General features: G+C 62.7%; 16 protein-coding genes. 10 read left to right on the top strand and 6 right to left on the bottom strand.

Features of this window, described 5'->3' with window-relative positions; all coding sequences use genetic code 11:
* Positions 1–6 precede the first annotated feature (6 nt).
* A complete protein-coding gene (locus BLT98_RS10305) occupies positions 7–2,094 on the top strand; it encodes an alpha/beta hydrolase family protein (protein WP_092607429.1) in 2,088 nt (695 codons plus the stop codon).
* Between the two features lie 33 nt (positions 2,095–2,127).
* Positions 2,128–3,354 (top strand): 6-phosphofructokinase, encoded by a 1,227-nt coding sequence (locus BLT98_RS10300; protein WP_034788665.1) that lies wholly within the window; start codon positions 2,128–2,130, stop codon positions 3,352–3,354.
* Here the strand turns inward: BLT98_RS10300 and BLT98_RS10295 are convergent.
* The gene (locus BLT98_RS10295) at positions 3,351–4,199 is read right to left on the bottom strand and encodes an IclR family transcriptional regulator (RefSeq protein ID WP_092607425.1); all 849 of its coding nucleotides are present in this window, start codon (positions 4,197–4,199) and stop codon (positions 3,351–3,353) included. The two genes, BLT98_RS10300 and BLT98_RS10295, sit on opposite strands and share 4 nt — an antisense overlap.
* Positions 4,200–4,363: 164 nt before the next feature.
* Between BLT98_RS10295 and BLT98_RS10290 the strand changes: the two genes are divergently transcribed.
* Together BLT98_RS10290 and BLT98_RS10285 are read left to right on the top strand one after the other, a co-directional pair.
* Positions 4,364–5,980: a GMC family oxidoreductase gene (locus BLT98_RS10290; RefSeq protein WP_034788671.1), complete on the top strand. Its 1,617-nt coding sequence runs from the start codon at positions 4,364–4,366 to the stop codon at positions 5,978–5,980.
* 130 nt (positions 5,981–6,110) lie between these two features.
* Positions 6,111–7,442: an MFS transporter gene (locus tag BLT98_RS10285; protein ID WP_034788673.1), complete on the top strand. Its 1,332-nt coding sequence runs from the start codon at positions 6,111–6,113 to the stop codon at positions 7,440–7,442.
* Between the two features lie 64 nt (positions 7,443–7,506).
* Here BLT98_RS10285 and purM read toward each other — a convergent pair whose 3' ends face one another.
* On the bottom strand, positions 7,507–8,550 hold the full coding sequence (gene purM / locus BLT98_RS10280; RefSeq protein WP_092607423.1) for a phosphoribosylformylglycinamidine cyclo-ligase: 1,044 nt from the start codon (positions 8,548–8,550) through the stop codon (positions 7,507–7,509).
* Between the two features lie 188 nt (positions 8,551–8,738).
* On the opposite strand from purM, the gene BLT98_RS10275 reads away from it, so the two are divergent.
* From BLT98_RS10275 to panB, 6 genes are all read left to right on the top strand, one after another.
* A complete protein-coding gene (locus tag BLT98_RS10275; RefSeq protein ID WP_034788685.1) occupies positions 8,739–9,821 on the top strand; it encodes an AI-2E family transporter in 1,083 nt (360 codons plus the stop codon).
* Positions 9,822–10,037: 216 nt separating this feature from the next.
* Positions 10,038–10,706, top strand: a complete 669-nt coding sequence (gene hda / locus BLT98_RS10270; RefSeq protein ID WP_058048421.1) for a DnaA regulatory inactivator Hda — start codon at positions 10,038–10,040, stop codon at positions 10,704–10,706.
* Entirely contained in the window at positions 10,706–11,377 is a 672-nt protein-coding gene (locus BLT98_RS10265; protein WP_092608602.1) for a histidinol-phosphatase, read from the top strand. The genes hda and BLT98_RS10265 overlap by 1 nt, the downstream gene beginning before the upstream one ends.
* Positions 11,370–12,740, top strand: coding sequence for a polynucleotide adenylyltransferase PcnB (gene pcnB, locus BLT98_RS10260; RefSeq protein ID WP_092607420.1), 1,371 nt, complete (start codon positions 11,370–11,372; stop codon positions 12,738–12,740). Before BLT98_RS10265 ends, pcnB begins: the two co-directional genes overlap by 8 nt.
* A complete protein-coding gene (gene folK / locus BLT98_RS10255; RefSeq protein WP_092608605.1) occupies positions 12,740–13,228 on the top strand; it encodes a 2-amino-4-hydroxy-6-hydroxymethyldihydropteridine diphosphokinase in 489 nt (162 codons plus the stop codon). Before pcnB ends, folK begins: the two co-directional genes overlap by 1 nt.
* Before the next feature lie 110 nt (positions 13,229–13,338).
* The gene (panB, locus tag BLT98_RS10250) at positions 13,339–14,214 is read left to right on the top strand and encodes a 3-methyl-2-oxobutanoate hydroxymethyltransferase (RefSeq protein WP_170846355.1); all 876 of its coding nucleotides are present in this window, start codon (positions 13,339–13,341) and stop codon (positions 14,212–14,214) included.
* Positions 14,215–14,355: 141 nt separating this feature from the next.
* Here panB and BLT98_RS10245 read toward each other — a convergent pair whose 3' ends face one another.
* Genes BLT98_RS10245 through potA form a run of 4 tightly spaced genes read right to left on the bottom strand, consistent with a single transcriptional unit; the run spans position 14,356 to position 18,807 of the window.
* Positions 14,356–15,843: an aldehyde dehydrogenase gene (locus BLT98_RS10245; RefSeq protein ID WP_092607417.1), complete on the bottom strand. Its 1,488-nt coding sequence runs from the start codon at positions 15,841–15,843 to the stop codon at positions 14,356–14,358.
* Between the two features lie 36 nt (positions 15,844–15,879).
* Complete coding sequence (locus BLT98_RS10240) at positions 15,880–16,725, bottom strand: ABC transporter permease (RefSeq protein ID WP_092607414.1); 846 nt, start codon at positions 16,723–16,725, stop codon at positions 15,880–15,882.
* Entirely contained in the window at positions 16,722–17,651 is a 930-nt protein-coding gene (locus BLT98_RS10235; RefSeq protein WP_092607411.1) for an ABC transporter permease subunit, read from the bottom strand. The genes BLT98_RS10240 and BLT98_RS10235 overlap by 4 nt, the downstream gene beginning before the upstream one ends.
* Positions 17,652–17,658: 7 nt before the next feature.
* A complete protein-coding gene (potA, locus tag BLT98_RS10230; RefSeq protein ID WP_092607408.1) occupies positions 17,659–18,807 on the bottom strand; it encodes an ABC transporter ATP-binding protein in 1,149 nt (382 codons plus the stop codon).
* Positions 18,808–18,938: the final 131 nt, after the last annotated feature.

The following is an 18,938-nucleotide window of genomic DNA, read 5'->3' as shown; positions in this document are numbered from 1 at the left end:
GGCGGAATGACACCCAGCAACCTCACTTTGGCCCACCGTGCAGCACTCGCCCGCGCCGCGATGGCCTGCCTGTTGCTGGCCATCGTATCGCCGCCGGCACCCGCCCAAACGGCAGCCGCCAGCACCTCGGCTGTCGCTCCGTCAAGCATCGGCGCCGCCGCCTTCTTCGACGAAGATCAGATCAGCAGTGTCACGCTGTCGCCCGACGGCAACGCAGTCGCCATCTTGCTGATGGGCGACAGCCGGCGCCGGCGCTTGGCCGTGCTCGATGTGGCGAGCCAGTCGGCCAAGGTCGTTGCCAGCTTCAGCGACCGCGACATTGCCAATGTGGAATGGGTCAATGCCAAGCGGCTGGTATTCGATACCAGGGACTCGCATGTGGCCGATGGCCAGCGCAAATATGCGCCGGGCATGTTCGCCGTCGACCGCGATGGCAGCAATTACCGCCAATTGGCTTCCATGGATGATATCCCGGATGACCCGCGCTTCGCGTCCAGGAAGTTACCGTCCTCCGTGTATCTGCTGGACCAGTCCGGTACCCAGGATTCCGATGTCATTTATGTCCAGAAAGCCGTCGTGTTCAAGGAGCTCAATGAGAATACGGCGAGGGTCGGACAATTCGATTTGCTGCGCCTCGATACCACTACCCAGCAATGGGAAAAAGTGGCGCCCCCCGCCAAAGGCGTGCTTCACTGGCTGCTCGACCAGCACGGCAAACCACGCCTGGCTACGGCTGTCGAGGGCCGGCGCAAGACGTTCTACTACCTTGAACAGGGTGAGCAACGCTGGCGTGCCATCGCCAGCCAGGATGCCTACGACAGCGAACCTCACGCCATTACGCCGCTGGAATTCGGTCCCGATGGCACCTTGTATGTCAGCAGCCGCAACGGCGCCGACAAGCGCACCCTGTATGCCTATGACCTGGCGGCTGGCCGCGTCACGGGCAAGCCGCTGGTGACGCTGGCTGGCTATGATTTCGACGGCGGCATCCTCACGGACCAGAAACGCCTGCTGGGTGTCTACTACACCAATGATGCCACCACCACCGAATGGTTCAGCGCCGACTGGAAGGCGGTGCAGCAAGACATCGACGCGCAATTGCCGGCAACCATTAATCTCATCTCACGCAGCGCCAGGGCAGACAGCCCGCAGCTCATCGTGACGGCATATTCGGACCGCCAGCCCAGCGCCTTCCTGCTCTACAACAAGCAAACCCGGCAATTGCAAAAGATCGGCAGCGCCCGTCCCGCCATCGATGCTGAGCACATGGCGCAAACCGATCTGATGCAATATCGAGCGCGCGACGGCATGGAGATTCCTGCCTGGCTGACCTTGCCCAAGGGGGGCGGCAAGAAACTGCCGATGCTGCTACTCGTGCGCAGTGCGCCAGCAGAACGTGGCAGCCTGTGGTACTGGATGAGCGAGCGGCAATTTCTCGCTTCGCGCGGCTATGCCGTGCTGCAAGTCGAATTTCGCGGCAGCGGCGGCCGTGGCGACCAGTATTTGCGAGCAGGCTGGAAACAATGGGGTCTGGCCATGCAGGATGACCTGGCCGACGGCGCACGCTGGGCCATCGCACAAGGCATTGCCGATCCTCAGCGCATCTGCATCGTCGGCGGCGGCGCCTATGGCGGGTATGCCGCCCTGATGGGCTTGATCAAGGATGGCGACCTGTTCCGTTGCGGCGTGAGCTGGGGCGGCATCACCGACTTGCCGAAAATGTTTACGCAGCACTGGAGCGTCGATCACCGGATGGGCGAGGAAGCAAGACAATACACCATGCCGCAACGCATCGGCGATCCCGTGCGCGATGCCGCCCTGCTCAAGGCGAACTCCCCCATGTATCAGGCCGAAAAGTTGACGCAGCCCCTGCTGTTGGCCTACGGGGGGGCCGACAGCAAGGTCCCCGTCTATCAGGGCACGCAATTGCGCGACAAGCTCAAGCAGAACAATCCCCGCGTCGACTGGCAGTTGTACGCCGACGAAGGCGACCGTTGGGGCTTGGCGGCCACGCGCGTGGATTTCTGGCAGCGCGTGGAACAATTCCTCGACAGAAATATTGGAAAAGACAGCGCCCCGGCAAAAAAGGAGTAGGCTGGAGGGCCGTTCCACTTACGAGGAAATCCCATGCCGTCTGGAAAAATTCTTGTTGCCCAGGGAGGCGGCCCCACCGCCGTCATCAACCAGTCGCTGGTGGGCGTGGTGCTCGAATCGCGGCGCTTTCAACATGTCACGCGCGTGTATGGCGCGCTGCACGGCGTGCGCGGCATCGTCAATGAAGAATTCGTCGATCTGACGCAGGAAACCAGCCATAACCTGGAACTGGTGGCCGCCACGCCCTCGTCGGCCCTCGGCTCCACGCGCGACAAGCCGGACATTGCCTACTGCCAGCAAATCTTCGAAGTGCTGCGCGCGCACGAGATCGAACATTTTTTTTACATCGGCGGCAACGACTCGTCCGACACGGTGCGCATCGTCAGCGAGGAAGCGCACAAGGCCGGCTATCCGCTGCGCTGCATCCACATCCCGAAAACCATCGACAACGACCTGGTGGGCAGCGACCACACGCCCGGCTTTCCCTCTGCAGCGCGTTTCGTCGCGCAGGCGTTCGCCGGCGCCAACCTCGATAACGCGGCCCTGCCCGGCGTGTACGTGGGCGTCGTGATGGGCCGCCACGCGGGATTTCTGACGGCCGCCTCGGCATTGGGCAAGAAGTTTCCCGACGATGGCCCGCACCTGATCTATCTGCCCGAGCGCGTCTTCGTGCTGGAACAATTTCTTGCCGACGTGAAGGCGACGTATGAAAAACATGGCCGCTGCGTGATCGCCGTCTCGGAAGGCATCCACGACGCCTCGGGCGAACCGATCGCCAGCTTGCTGGCCAAACAGGTGGGCAATGAAGTGGAGCGCGATGCGCATGGCAACGTGCAATTGTCGGGCACAGGCGCGCTGGCCGACCTGCTGTGCGACGAGATCAAGGCGAAACTGGGCATCAAGCGCGTGCGCGGCGATACCTTCGGCTATCTGCAGCGCTCCTTCATCGGCTGCGTCTCCGACGTCGACCAGCGCGAAGCCCGCGAAGTGGGCGAGAAGGCGGTGCAGTTCGCCATGTGGGGCGACCGCGATGGTTCCGTCGCCATCAAGCGCACGGGCTTTTATTCCGTCGATTATGAATTGCTGCCGCTCACCGAGGTAGCAGGCAAGACGCGCACCATGGAAGACGAATTCATCAGCGCCAGCGGCACGGACGTGACGGATGCGTTCCGCCTGTATCTGCGCCCGCTGCTGGGCTCGGGCATGCCCGATGCGTTCCGCCTGCGCGCGGCGAAAGTGGCCAAGGTCTTGAAACCCTAGCTGTTTTCCGCCAGCAATAGCGGCCGCAGCTTGACGGCCGCCTCCTTGAGCTGGGGCACATGCTGCATCAGCTGCTCCACGGACTTTCTCGCCACGGGCGCGTGGCAGGCGACGGCCGCCACGATGCGCCCGTCGGCCGCGCAGATGGGCACGGCCACGGCCACCATGCCGTGCACGAATTCCTCGTCGTCGATGCCGATGCCCAGGCGGGCGATGCGCACAATCTCGCGTTCCAGCAGCACGGGATCCGTGATGCTTTTCGGCGTGCGCGCCTGCAGGGTCAGCATGGCCAGCAACTCGCGCCTTTCCAGCAAATTCATATGCGCCAGGAATAGTTTCCCACTCGCCGTGCAATGCATGGGCGCCCGGCTGCCCAACACCAGGTGCAGACGCAGCGGTTCCTGCGTTTCCACGCGGTCGACATAGACGATCGCATTACCCTCGGGAATAGCCAGATTGCACGTCTCGCCCGTGACCGCCACCAGACTTCCCAGGATGCTGCGGCTCACGCGGATCAGGGCATTGTTGCGCAGGGTGGCCAGCGCCAGGTTGGTGGAAGCGGCACCGGGCACGTAGCCGCGTCCCACGGGCGTGCGCAGCACATAGCCATGTTGTTCCAGGGTATCGAGCAGCCGCATCATGCTGGCCTTGGGCACCTGCATGCGCGCGGCCAGCTGCGACAAGGTCAATGGCTGGCTGGCGCTGGCCAGGTGCTCGATCAGGCGCAGCACGCGCAAGCCCCGCGCCTCGTCGCCATGGCTGGCCGCCGTGCTGGCAGCTACCGCGCCACCCGCCGAGCTGTCTTCTTCGGCCTCGGCCTGCCGTTTTTGAAACGCATCATGCATGTTCTGTTTCACCTCTCGCGTATGCGGCTGTTTCCGCTTGTCCCGGCGCTGCACGTCTTTTATAAATGGAACCAGACGTTCCAAAAATAATCAATAAAGACCAGTGTATCGCAAAAAACGCCCATCGAGGCGGCTGAGATACCGCAACGCAGGAGACAAGAGTAATGTTGCAAACACACTACGATTACATCGTGGTCGGCGCCGGTTCCGCCGGCTGCGTGCTGGCCAACCGCCTGTCGCACGACAGCAACAATCAGGTATTGCTGCTGGAAGCAGGCGGCAAGGACAACAATCCGTGGATACACGTGCCGGTCGGCTATTTCAAGACCATGCACGATCCCAGGCTGGACTGGTGCTACCGCACGGAGGCGGACGCCGGCATCGCCGGACGCCAGCTGCAATGGCCGCGCGGCAAGGTCTTGGGCGGCTCCAGTTCGCTCAACGGCCTGCTGTACGTGCGGGGGCAGAAGGAAGATTACGACCGCTGGGCCGAACTGGGCAATGCAGGCTGGAGCTATGCCGACATCTTGCCTTATTTCAAGAAATCGGAAGACCAGGAACGGGGCGCCAGCGATTACCACGGCGTGGGTGGCCCCTTGAAAGTGTCGGACTTGCGGCTGCGCCGTCCCATCGCGGAACACTTTATTGCTGGCGCCACGGAAAGCGGCATTCCCTTCAATGCCGACTACAACGGCGCCACACAGGAAGGCGTCGGCTATTTCCAGCAGACGGCCAGCAAGGGCTTGCGCTGGAGCACCGCCAAGGCCTTTTTGCGGCCTGCCCGCAAGCGCGCCAACCTGCGCGTGGAAGTGCGCGCGCAAATCACGCGCGTGCTGTTCGAGGGCAAGCGCGCCGTCGGCATCGAATTCCGCCAGGATGGCCAGCTGCGCCAGGCGCGCGCCAGCGGCGAAGTGATACTCTGCGCGGGCGCCATCGGCTCGCCGCAGATCCTGCAATGCTCGGGAGTAGGCCCACGCGCCCTGCTCGAGGAAGTGGGCGTGCCGCTGGTGCACGACTTGCCCGGCGTGGGACAGAACCTGCAAGACCATCTGCAAATCCGCCTCGTCTTCAAGACGCGGCTGAAAACCCTGAACGATGAAGTCAACAGTCTGTGGGGCAAGCTGTGGGTTGGCATGCAGTATGTGTTTTCCCGCTCGGGGCCCTTGACCTTGGCGGCCAGCCAGGTGACGGTGTTTACCAGGTCGTCGCCCGAGGTGGAGCGGCCCGACATCCAGTTCCACATGCAGCCACTGAGCGCCGACAAGCCGGGCGAGGGCGCGCATCCGTTTTCCGCCTTTACGTCGTCCGTGTGCCAGCTGCGCCCGCACAGCCGTGGCCACGTGTCGATCAAGTCCGCCGATCCCCTCGCCTATCCGGGCATCTATCCGAATTATCTGTCCGACCCGCGCGACCAGCAGACGGCAATTGCGGCCCTGCGCGTGGCGCGAAAAATCGCCGCCGCCCCGTCGCTGGCGCCGCACATCATTTCCGAGTTCGTGCCCGGCCCGCAGTTCGAGACGGATGCGGAATTGCTGGACGCGGCGCGGCGCTTCAGCCAGTCGATCTACCACCCGAGCGGCACCTGCAAGATGGGACATGACGCCATGGCCGTCGTCGATGACCGCCTGCGCGTGCACGGCATGCAGAACCTGCGCGTGGTCGACGCGTCGATCATGCCGGAAATCGTCTCGGGCAATACGAACGCGCCCACCATCATGATCGCCGAAAAAGCGGCCGACATGATCCTGGCGGACGCCGTGCGGCTGCCCAAGGCTGCCTAGTCCGCGCCCCACGCCACCTCACCCGGGAGGATGCCAGCGGCGGGCAGACGGCCCCGTCCCTCAATGACTTGGCGAGCAGCCAGGCATCAAAAAAACACACATAATCGATATCGATTGGAGACTAGATATTATGGATAACAATACGAACAATCCGAAAAAGGCCAAAGAGCTACGGAAAGTCGTGATGGCCAGCGTGATCGGCGCCACCATCGAGTGGTACGACTTCTTTTTATACGGCGTCGTCGCCGGCATCGTGTTCAGCAAGCTGTATTTCCCGGGCGGCGATCCGCTCGTCTCGACCATGCTGGCCTACGGTACCTTTGCCGTGGGCTTTCTGTCGCGCCCCATCGGCGGCGTGATCTTCGGCCACTTCGGCGACAAGATCGGCCGCAAGAGCATGCTGGTGATGACCCTGATGATCATGGGGATCTCCACTTTCCTGATCGGCGTGCTGCCCACATATGACCACATCGGCTACTGGGCGCCCGGCCTGCTGCTGTTCCTGCGCGTGCTGCAGGGTATCGGCCTCGGTGGCGAATGGGGCGGCGCCGTGCTGATGGCGTATGAATATGCGCCGCCCAAGGAGCGCGGCTTCTACGCCAGCCTGCCGCAGATCGGCCTGGCCATCGGCCTGTGCCTCGCTTCCGGAGTGGTGGCGATCCTGTCCTACAGCCTGACGGACGCGCAGTTCCTGTCCTGGGGCTGGCGCGTGGCCTTCATCCTGTCGGCGGCTCTCGTCTTCATCGGCATGTGGATACGCCTGAACGTGATGGAAACGCCGGAATTCCAGGCCGTCAAGGAAAAGAACGCGGAGACGCAGATTCCGTTTTTCGACCTGTTGAAACGCTATCCCGGCAACGTCTTGAAAGGCATGGGCGCGCGCTATATCGACGGCGTGTTCTTCAACATCTTCGGCGTGTTTTCCATCACCTATCTGACCAACACCATCAAGATAGACCGCACGGAAGCGCTGATGGGCGTGATGGCGTCGGCCGTCGTGATGTGCTTCTGCATTCCTTTCTTCGGCCGCCTGTCGGACCGCATCGGCCGCACCAAGGTATTTTTCTGGGGTTCATTGATCACGGGCGTGTCGGCCATCCCCGCCTTCTGGATCATGCTGCATCACGCCGACAATCCGCTGCTGCTGTGGTGTTCCGTGATCATCCCGCTGGGCGTGCTGTATTCGGCCGTGTACGGCCCGGAAGCGGCCCTGTTCTGCGACCTGTTCGACGCCAAGGTGCGCTACACGGGCATCTCCTTCGTGTACCAGTTCTCCGGCATCTTCGCCAGCGGCCTGACGCCCATCATCGCCACCTACCTGCTGAAAACGGGCAATGGCGAACCGTGGCACATCGTCGGCTACATCCTGTTCGCCTCCCTCGTCTCGGCCGTCAGCGTGGCCATGATCGGCAGGGGCGGTTCGCAGCCGGATGGCCGCATGAAGCCGGCGCACGCGCGGTAGGCGCAGGCACGTAAAAAAAGGCAGGCCTCTTGCGAGTGCCTGCCTTTTTTATGTCGATTAAGACTTAGATGACAATCGTTTGATGCTCGTCACCCACGCGGGCGCGGATGGTGCCGATGCGCGAGACGGTTTCGCCGGCCGCCTGCAATTGCGCGATGGCGGCGTCCGCGTTTTCCTGCGAGACGATGACGGTCATGCCGATGCCGCAGTTGAAGACGCGGTGCATTTCGGCGTCAGCCACGCCGCCGTGCTGCTGCAGCCACGTGAACAGCGGCGGCATGGTCCATCCCTTCGAGTCCAGCTCGGCCACCAGGCCAGGCTGCAGCACGCGCGGAATGTTTTCCACCAGGCCGCCACCGGTGATGTGCACCATGCCCTTGACTTCCATGGCATCCATCAGCGCCAGCAGCGGCTTGACGTAGATGCGCGTCGGCTGCATCAGCACGTCGGCCAGCTTGCGGCCGTGGAAGTCGCCTTCCAGGTCAGGTTTCGCCACTTCGATGATCTTGCGCACCAGCGAGTAACCGTTCGAGTGCACGCCCGACGAGGCCAGGCCCAGCACCACGTCGCCCGGGGCGATCTTGGTACCGTCGATGATTTTCGATTTTTCCACGGCGCCGACGGCAAAACCTGCCAAGTCGTATTCGCCGGCCGGGTACATGCTCGGCATTTCCGCCGTTTCGCCGCCGATCAGCGCGCAACCCGCTTGTTCGCAACCCTGGGCGATGCCCTTGATGACGTCGGTGGCGATCGCCACGTCCAGCTTGCCGCATGCGAAGTAGTCGAGGAAGAACAGCGGTTCGGCGCCTTGCACCAGGATATCGTTGACGCTCATGGCGACCAGGTCGATGCCGACCGTGTCATGGCGGTTCAGTTCGAACGCCAGGCGCAATTTGGTGCCCACGCCGTCGGTGCCCGAGACGAGCACCGGTTCCTTGTACTTCTTGCTGATTTCAAACATGGCGCCAAAACCGCCCAGGCCGCCCATCACGCCTTCGCGCAGGGTGCGCTTGGCAAACGGCTTGATTGCTTCGACTAAAGCGTCGCCTGCGTCGATATCGACGCCAGCGTCACGGTAGGAAAGGGAAACATTAGAAGTCTGGTTCATGGTGTGGTGGCAGCGGAGGCGGTAAAATAGAAGGCGGATACCCGCCGGCACGCGCGCGCAAGCATGTTTTTCAACATCGTGCGGCAGGACGCCAGCGGGTGAATTCGGTCGATCAAGTCGCTATTTTATCAAACTGCCCCGCCATTTCGTAATTAACTGCCTTTTTTTAACGCAACAGCACAAACCACATGCCATTCGCCATCACCGCCGAACAGAAGCAAACAGCATTTTGGATCGCGGTCTGGCTGGCATTTTTGCTGCTGCTCGTCAGCCTCGGTCCCATCCTGACGCCCTTCCTGGCCGCCGCCATCCTCGCCTACGTGCTCAATCCCGGCGTCGACCGGTTGCAGCGCCTGCATTACAAGCATTTTTACGTGCCCCGTCCGCTGGCCGTGCTGGTCGTCGTAGTGTTGTTTTTCCTCGCCATTACGGCGCTGGTGCTGATCGTCGTACCCGTGCTGCAAAAGGAAATCCCGTTGCTGCAGGCGCAAATCCCGCAATTCCTGAACAAGGCGAACGATTTCCTGGCGCCAAAGCTGCGCGACCTGGGCATCCGCGTGCGCCTCGATGGCACCGGCATCAAACGCATGCTGAGCCAGCAGATGGCCACCAGCGGCGATGAAATCTGGAGCACGGTACTCGCCTCGGCCCGTATCGGCGGCACGGCCGTGCTGGGCTGGCTGGCCACCGTGGTGCTGATTCCCGTGGTGCTGTTCTATCTGTTGCTGGATTGGCATCCGATGCTGGCGCGCATCGCCGGCGCCGTGCCGCGACGCTGGGTCGGCCGCACGGTGGGCATGGCGCAGGAAGTCGATACCCTGCTGGCGCAATATCTGCGCGGCCAGCTGCTCGTCATGCTGGTGCTGGCCACGTATTACTCGGTGGCGCTGGCCATCGCCGGTTTTGAAGTCGCATTGCCTGTGGGCATCATCACGGGCTTGCTGGTGTTCATTCCCTATCTGGGCTTCGGCCTGGGCCTGATGCTGGCGCTGATCGCCGCCCTGCTGCAGTTTGCCGACTGGAGCGGCGTCATCGCCGTGGCCGTCATCTATGGCTGCGGCCAGGTCATCGAAGGCTTTTTCCTCACGCCGCGCCTGGTGGGCGAGCGCATCGGCCTGAACCCGCTGGCCGTGATCTTTGCCTTATTGGCTTTCGGACAATTGTTCGGTTTCGTCGGCGTTTTGCTCGCTTTACCCGCTTCTGCCGTCCTGATGGTCGCTTTTAAGCATCTAAGACGCCACTACCTGTCCAGCACCTTCTATAATGCGTGACAAGGTGACTGACATAAGCTACTGCGCGTCGCACTTTGCGGCCGGCGATGCTCACCGTACTACAGTACGGTTGCGCTTCTCGGCCACAAATCGCTGCCGCTCGCTACGCTTCTGTCAGGCACTCGAGACGACTACAATGTTAAATTAATAAAAATCCAACAACAAACGCGATGACGACGCACAAGCAGTAATGAAAAACAGGACAAGGCGTACGCCATGAAACAACTGGTGCTCGATTTAGGCACAGACCAGGCGCACAGCCTCGATACCTTCGAGGTGGGACAGAATGCCGAAGTGGCGCAGCTGATGCGCCAGTTCGCCGCGCGCACTTCGCGCGAACATTTTGCCTACCTGTGGGGCGAACTGGCCGCCGGCAAGAGCCACCTGCTCAAGGCCCTGGCCAGCACCGAGCGCGCGCGCTACATTTCGCCATTCTCGATCGAGTCCGAATTCGTGTATTCGCCTGATGTGGATTTGTACCTGCTCGACGACTGCGAAAAACTGTCGCCGCTGGCGCAGATCGATGCCTTTGCCCTGTTCAATGAAATCCGCGCCAACAAGGCCTTCATGGTGTGCAGCGGCGCCGTGCCGCCGGCCGTGCTGCCCGTGCGCGAAGACTTGCGCACGCGCATGGGCTGGGGCCTGATCTATCAAATCCACGGCTTGACGGACGATGAAAAAATCGCCGCCCTGACCCAGGCGGCCACCACCCGCGGCTTGACCTTGTCGCCCGGCGTGTTACCCTATCTGCTGTCCCATTTCCGGCGCGACATGCGTTCGCTGTCGACGATGCTGGACTCTCTCGACCTCTACTCCCTTGAAACCCAACGCCCGATCACCTTGCCATTGTTGCGCGAGTTGCTGCAGGCGGAAGCGAAAGAATGATGAATCTGGCCCTGTTTGACCTCGACCACACCCTGCTGCCCATCGACTCGGATCACGAGTGGGGCGAATTCCTGGTACGCATCGGTGCCGTGGACGCCGCCGAATTCACCCGCCGTAACGACGAATTTTTCGCGCAATACCAGGCCGGCACGCTCGATCCGGCGGAATACCTGGAATTTTCCCTCGGCACCCTGGCGCAATTCCCGCGCGAACGCCTGGAAGCGCTGCACAAGCAATTCATGGCCGAAGTGGTCATGCCGGCCATCCGCCCGGAAGTCGTGGCCCTGCTGAAACAGCACCAGGACGCGGGCGACCTGCTGGCCATCGTCACGGCCACCAACCATTTCATCACCAAACCCATTGCCGATGCGCTGGGCGTCGAGCACCTGCTGGCCGCCATGCCAGAATATGACACGCAAGGCAATGTCACGGGCAAGCTGGTAGGCACGCCGACCCTGGGCGCGGGCAAGCTGACCCACACCTACGCCTGGCTGGAAAAGATGGGCAAGGAACTGGGGCAGTTCGAGCGAAGCTATTTTTACAGCGATTCGCACAACGACATTCCCCTGCTGTCGGTCGTGACCCACCCTGTCGCGACCAACCCCAATACCGCTTTGAGCGCACACGCATCCCTCCACGGCTGGCCATCACTTCACTTATTCAATGATTAAAAAATTCATCCGCAAGATCCTCGGCGTTAAAAAAGAGGCAGCGCGCGACACCACGGCACCCATCGTGCTCGGTCCTGCGCAACACGGAATCGACCCGAAACTGGTGTCGTCGAATGCCATCCGCGTCACCAGCAGCCTGCAGGAAGCGGGCTTCGAGGCTTTTGTCGTCGGCGGCGCCGTGCGCGACCTGCTGCTGGGCGTGAAGCCGAAAGACTTCGACATCGCCACCAACGCCACGCCGGAACAGGTCAAGCGCTTGTTCCGCCGCGCCTTCATCATCGGCAAGCGCTTCCAGATCGTGCACGTGATGTTCGGCCAGGATTTGCTGGAAGTGACGACCTTCCGCGGCGCCGGCGCCGACTCCGCGCCCAAGGATGAACACGGCCGCGTCCTGCGCGACAATACCTTCGGCTTGCAGCACGAAGATGCGCTGCGCCGCGACTTCACCATCAACGCCATGTACTACAACCCGGCCACGCAGGAAGTGCTGGACTACCACGGGGGCGTGGAAGACATCCGCGCCAAGACCTTGCGCATGATCGGCAAGCCGGAAGAGCGCTACCGCGAAGATCCCGTGCGCATGCTGCGCGTGGTGCGCTTTGCCGCCAAGCTGAAATTCACCATCGAGCCGCACACGGCCGCGCCGATCCCCATCATGGCGCCGCTGATCAACAACGTGCCCGCGCCGCGCGTGTTCGATGAAATGCTGAAACTGCTGATGAGCGGCCACGCGCTGGCCTGCCTGCAGCAGCTGCGCAAGGAAGGCTTGCATCACGGTCTGCTGCCGCTGCTCGACGTGGTGCTGGAACAGCCGCTGGGCGCAAAATTCGTCACCCTGGCGCTGGACGCCACGGACGCCCGCATCGCCGCCGGCAAGACCGTCTCGCCGGGCTTCCTGTTCGCTTCGCTGCTGTGGCACCAGGTACTGGAAAAATGGACGGCCTACCGCGCCGCTGGCGAATCGACCATTCCCGCGCTGCACCTGGCGGCCGACGACGTGCTCGATTCGCAGACGGAAAAGCTGGCCTTGCAGCGCAAGATCGGTTCCGACATGCGCGACATCTGGTCGATGCAGCCGCGCTTCGAGCGCCGGGTCGGCAAGGCGCCGTACAAGTTGCTCGAGCACCTGCGCTTCCGCGCCGGCTACGACTTCCTGCTGCTGCGCTGCGCCTCTGGCGAGATCGACATGGACATCGGCGAATGGTGGACGGCCTTTTATGAAGGCGACGAGGAAACGCGTGAAGCGCTGCTCGTCAGCGCCAATGCCGCACCGGGCGCCGTCAAGAAAAAGCGCCCGCCACGCCGCAGCACGCGCAGCAAGGCCGGCGGCGGCTCGGCCACCGGCAGCAGCAGCGACGAATGATGGACGCACCTGCGCTGGTCACCGCTTACATCGGCATCGGCGCCAACCTGGGCGACGCGCGCGCGAATGTGCAGGACGCGATCGCGCGCCTGGCGCGCCTGCCAGGCGCCAGCTTGCTGGACGCCTCGGCCAGCTACCGCACGGCGCCCATCGATTCGAGCGGTGACGACTACGTCAACGCCGTGGCGCGCATCACGACCACCCTGCCGGCAGAGGAACTGCTGCTCGCCCTGCACGCCATCGAGGCGGCGCATGGACGCGAGCGGCCTTACCGCAACGCCCCGCGCACCCTGGACCTGGACTTGCTGCTGTACGGCGATGAACGGATCGCGAGCGCCACGCTGACAGTGCCCCATCCGCGCATCACCGAGCGCGCCTTCGTGCTGGTGCCGCTGCTCCAACTGGCGCCCGCCGTCATCGTGCCCGGACTCGGTCCGGCGCAGGACTACCTGGCGGCCGTGGCCGATCAGGCCATCAGTCAGCTCTGACCCCAGCTCCGACCCGTTCCGCTCCCATCCTCTACAATGCCGCTCCTGCAGCAGGCCGCATAAAGTACTACACTAGCGGCGTTGTACCCCTTTCACTCTAGAGAATACCTATGTCCGCTTATTTGCAAGGAACAGATCTGGCCGCAAAAGACAAGGCCGCCACACCGGCGCCGGCGCCATCCAAGCCTGTCGCCAACAAGGCCGTGACCATCCACACCCTGGCCACGCTGCGCGCCGCCGGCGAAAAGATCACCATGCTGACCTGCTATGACGCCAGCTTTGCGTCCCTGATGGACCGCTGCGGCGTGGAGATCCTGCTGATCGGCGATTCGCTCGGCATGGTCTGCAATGGCCACAACTCCACCCTGCCCGTCACCGTGGCCGAACTGGCCTACCACACGGCATCCGTGGCGCGCGGCAGCAAGTCGGCCATGATCATGGCCGACTTGCCGTTCGGCGCCTACGGCACGCCTGAAACAGCCTATGCCAACGCCGTCATCCTGATGCAGGCTGGCGCGCACATGATCAAGATCGAAGGCGGCGCCTGGCTGGCCGAGATCGTCCGTTTCCTCACCGAACGCGGCATCCCCATCTGCGCCCACATCGGCCTGACGCCGCAATCCGTGCACCAGCTGGGCGGCTATAAAGTGCAGGGCAAGAGCACGGAAAGCGCGGCGGAACTGAAGAACGACGCGCTGACGCTGCAAAACGCGGGCGCCGCCATCGTGCTGATGGAAGCGATGCCGTCGCAGCTGGGCAAGGAAGTGACGGACATGCTGACCATCCCCACCATCGGTATCGGCGCCGGTCCCGATTGCTCGGGCCAGGTGCTCGTCATGCACGACATGCTGGGCGTCTTCCCGGGCCGCAAGGCGCGCTTCGTGCGCAACTTCATGGAAGGCGCGGCCAGTATCGACGACGCCGTCACCGGCTATGTCAAAGCCGTCAAGGATGGCAGCTTCCCGGCGCTGGAACACTGCTTCTGACGTAGTTTGTTTTAAGTCGGCTTGCGCGCTGCGCGCCAAGCCGACCTACGAGACCATCAACGCCGTAGGCCGGGTAGGTCGGATTAGGCGGGGCCGCCGAGGCCGCAGGCCGTAATCCGACAACACCACAGGCGCAAACCCCTACCCCACCTGTATCCACGTCGTCTTCAGCTCCGTGTACTTGTCCAGCGCGTGCAATGACTTGTCACGCCCATTACCCGACTGCTTGTAGCCGCCAAACGGCACGGTGATGTCGTCGCCGTCATATTGGTTGACGTGCACGGTGCCCGCACGCAGGGCCCGCGAGGTCTGGATGGCTTTGGTGATGTCCGACGTCCATACGGCCGCCTGCAAGCCGTACGGCGTGGCATTGGCCTGTTTCACCGCCTCGGCAATATCCGTAAAGCCCAGCACGGACAGGACGGGGCCGAAGATCTCTTCGCGCGCGATCGTCATGCCCGCGTCCACGCCGAAGATGGTCGGCTGCACATAGTAGCCCCCCGTATCAAGGCGCACGGCCTCGCCGCCGCCCAGCAGCTGCGCGCCTTCACTCTTGCCGGCCGCGATATAGCCCATCACGGTTTGCATCTGCGTGGCGTCGACGATGGCGCCCATGACGGTGGCTTCGTCGAGCGGGTCGCCGGGCTGGAAGCGCGGCAGCATGGCCAATGCCTTGGCCAGGAATTCTTCCTTGATCGATTCTTCCACGAACAGACGCGAGGGCGCGTTGCAGCTTTCGCCCTGGTTGAAGAAGATGGAGCCGACGGCGGCCGCCACGGCCTTGTCCAGATCCGGGCAATCGGCGCAAACGATGTTGGCGGACTTGCCGCCCAATTCCGTCCACGCCCGTTTCAGGTTTGACTGGCCCGCCATCTGCACGATCAATTTGCCCGTGCGCGTGGAACCCGTAAAACCGATGCAATCGACATCCATGTGCAGCGCCAGCGCGGCGCCGGCCTCGTTGCCGTAGCCGGGCAGCACATTGAAAACGCCGGCCGGCACGCCCGCTTCCAGCGCGATGTCGGCCAGGCGCAAGGCCGTCAATGGGGATTTTTCGGAGGGTTTGAGGATCACGCTATTGCCTGCCGCGAGGGCCGGCGCGATCTTCCAGGCAGCCATGATCATCGGGTAGTTCCACGGCACGATGGCGGCGACGACGCCCACCGGTTCGCGCGTAATCAGGGCCAGGCTATTGGCGGGCGTGGGCGCGATTTCATCGTAGACTTTGTCGATCGCCTCGCCATACCAGCGCAGGCAGTTGGCCGTGGCGCCCACGTCCACGCTCTGGCTGTACTTGATCGGTTTGCCCATGTCCAGGGTTTCCAGCAAGGCCAGCTCGGGGCCGTACTTCTGCACCAGGTCGGCGAACTTGATCAGCACGCGCTTGCGCTGCGCGGGCGATTTCCCTGCCCAGCGGCGGTCCTCGAAGGCGGCGCGCGCGGCCTGCACGGCCGCATCCACGTCCGCCCCATCGCAGCGGGCCACTTGCCCCAGGAGACGCCCATCGATGGGCGACAGATTGTCGAAAGTCTGGCCTGACCTGGCTCCGGCGCGCTCGCCATTGATAAAGGCGCGGCCATCGATCGCGAGCGCTGCGGCCCGTGCATGCCAGCTGGTGTTTTCCGTCATGGTCGTCTCCTGCAAGGTGAAAACGCCAGCTTACTCCTAGTCCGCCGAATACGCCGCAGACATCTGCTTGCGCCGTCTCCGGTCGGCGCGCGCCAGCATCACGGCATACGCGATCACGGCAAGCGTCACCACCAGGATGGTCAGCGCGGCGATGGCATTGACGCGCGGGTCGAGCCCCAGGCGCGCGCGCGAGAAGATCACCAGCGGCATCGTCGTCGAACCGGGACCGGACAAAAAGGCCGACAACACCACGTCGTCCAGCGACAGGGTAAATGTCAGCAGCCAGGCCGACGCCAGCGCCTGCGTGATGTTCGGCAGGGTCACGAGGAAGAATACCTGGTGCGCGCGGCAGCCCAGGTCCATGGCCGCTTCGGCCAGGGATTTACTCATCTCCTGCAGGCGCGACTGCACCACCACGGCCGCATACGCCATGCCCAGCAGGGTGTGGCCGAGCCAGATGGTCAGCACGCCACGTTCGGGGAAACCGAAGACCTTTTGCATGGACACCAGCATCAGCAGCAGGGACAGGCCGATGATCACTTCCGGCATCACCAAAGGCGCGCTGACCATGGCGGAAAACACCGTGCGGCCACGGAAGCGCTGGTAGCTGGTCAAGGCGAAGGCGGCAAACGTGCCGAGGATAACGGACGATGTGGCCGATATGAAGGCGATCTTCAGGGACAAACCGAAGCCCGAGATGATTTCCGTGTCGCTCATCAACTCGCTGTACCAGCGCAGCGAAAAGCCGCTCCACACCATGTCCTGGCGCGAGCTGTTGAACGAAAAGACGATCAGCACGATGATGGGCAGGTAGAGGAACAGATAGCCGAGCGAAAGCCAGCCGCGGCCGAACCAGCGCTGCAGGAAATTACGTCCGTTCATGTGCGTTCCTCCGCGTTCTGGTCCGTCTTGTATTTGTTAAAAATGGCCATCGGCACGAGGATCAGCAAGACCACCAGCACCGTCACCGACGAAGCCATGGCCCAGTCGTTGTTCGTGAAATATTCATCCCACAGCACGCGGCCGATCATCAGGGTTTCCGGGCCGCCCAGCAGCTCGGGAATCACATATTCGCCCACGGACGGGATGAACACCAGCATGGCGCCGGCGATGATGCCCGATTTAGACAGGGGCACGGTGATGCGCCAGAACGCCTGCAAGGGCGTGGCGCCCAGGTCGGCCGCCGCTTCCAGGAAGCGCATATCCATTTTCACCAGGTTCGCGTACAGGGGCAAAATCATGAAGGGCAGATAGGCGTACACCATGCCCACCACCAGCGAAAACGATGTGTTCATCATGTGCAGCGGTTCACTCACCACGCCCAGCGCGATCAGCAGATCGTTGAGCAAGCCGTGGTTGGCCAGGATACCCTTCCACGCATACACGCGCAGCAGGAAAGAGGTCCAGAACGGCAGCATCACCAGCATCATCAGCACGGGCCGGATCGATGGCCTGGCGCGCGCCATGAAGTAGGCGAACGGGTAGCCGATGAAGAGGCAGATGGCCGTGGTGATGGCCGCGTACTTGATGGAACTGAGGTAGGTGAGCAGATACAGTTCATCAGCGGCGATGAACAGGTAGTTGGCGATTTTGACCTTCAGCACGACGATGCCGTCGACATACGACAGCAGGCCGCCGAAGGGGCTGCCCGCCGTGTCCATGTCGGACAGGCTGATACGCAGCACGATCAGGAAAGGCACGAGGAAGGCTGCCGCCAGGAATAGCGAGGGAACGGCGATGACGGCGTTGCGCCCAGTGACCCAGCGCAAGGTGACCAGACCGCGCAGCATTTGCAAAATGGACGTCATGATGGCCTCAGCTGGTCAGCACGACGATGTCGGCGCCATCCCACCACACCCACACGCGCTGTTCGCGCTCGAGGCGCGCGGCGTCGTGGCGGGCCGCGTTGGTGCGCGAGACTTTCACCACCGTGCCGCTGTCGAGGCGCACGTGGTAGCTGGTTTCATTGCCAAAATATGCCATGGCGACGATCACGCCCTGGGCGCAGTTGTAGCCATGTTCCGCCGGCGATGCGCGCTCGTGCAAGGCAGGTGGCTCGATCTGGATGCCGATTTTTTCGGGGCGCACGGCCACCGAGACATCCATGCCCAGGTTGCCCGTGATGCCGTGCGAAACATAGTGCTCGCCATCGGCAGTGGCGATGACCACGTGGTCGGGTTCATCTTCCGTGATGCGGCCATCGAACAAGTTGACGCTGCCGATGAAATCGGCCACGAAACGGCAGTTCGGCGTCTCGTAGATTTCGCCGGGGGCCCCCACCTGCAGGATGCGCCCTTCGCTCATGACGGCGATGCGCGTGGCCATGCTCATGGCCTCGTCCTGGTCGTGCGTGACCATCACGCACGTGACGCCCACCTGCTCGATGATATTGACCAGTTCCATCTGCGTGCGTTCGCGCAGTTTTTTATCCAGCGCGCCCAGCGGCTCGTCGAGCAGCAGCAATTGCGGACGCTTGGCCAGGCTGCGCGCCAGCGCCACGCGCTGCTGCTGCCCGCCCGACAACTGGTGCGGCTTGCGCTTCGCATACTGCCCCAGTTGCACCAGCGCCAGCATCTGCTCGACCCTTGACGCCACTTCCGCCTTTGGCAAGCCATCGCGGCGCAGGCCGAAGGCGATGTTGTCCCACACGGACAAATGGGGGAACAGCGCATACGACTGGAACATCATGTTGATGGGGCGCTGGTGCGGCGGCACATCGACGATGCTGTTGCCCGCCAAAGCGATGCGCCCCGACGTCGGCGTCTCGAAACCGGCCAGCATGCGCAGCAGGGTCGACTTGCCGCAGCCTGAACTGCCGAGCAGAGCGAATATCTCGCCCTTGTTGATCGTCACGGAAATATCATTGACGGCGCGCACGCCATCGAATTCCTTGACCAGTTGATCAATCAGCAAGAAAGGCGCTGGGGCGTCGCTGGCCGACGCGGCGGGTGTTGCTATCGTCATGTGTGGGTGGCTTCTGGGTAAGAGGGTGTCAAAATGAAAAACTGGCCACTACAAAGAGCGGCCAGGATGGAAGTTTAGCGGAACTGCCGCCATTGCGGTCCAAAAAATGCGCAGATGGCGGCAAAATGGGG

Origin of the sequence: Janthinobacterium sp. YR213 (assembly GCF_900099875.1) — a bacterium.
Lineage (GTDB): Bacteria > Pseudomonadota > Gammaproteobacteria > Burkholderiales > Burkholderiaceae_D > Janthinobacterium > Janthinobacterium lividum.
Note: the sequence above shows the minus strand (reverse complement) of the source record. Positions and strands in the feature narration are given on the sequence as shown.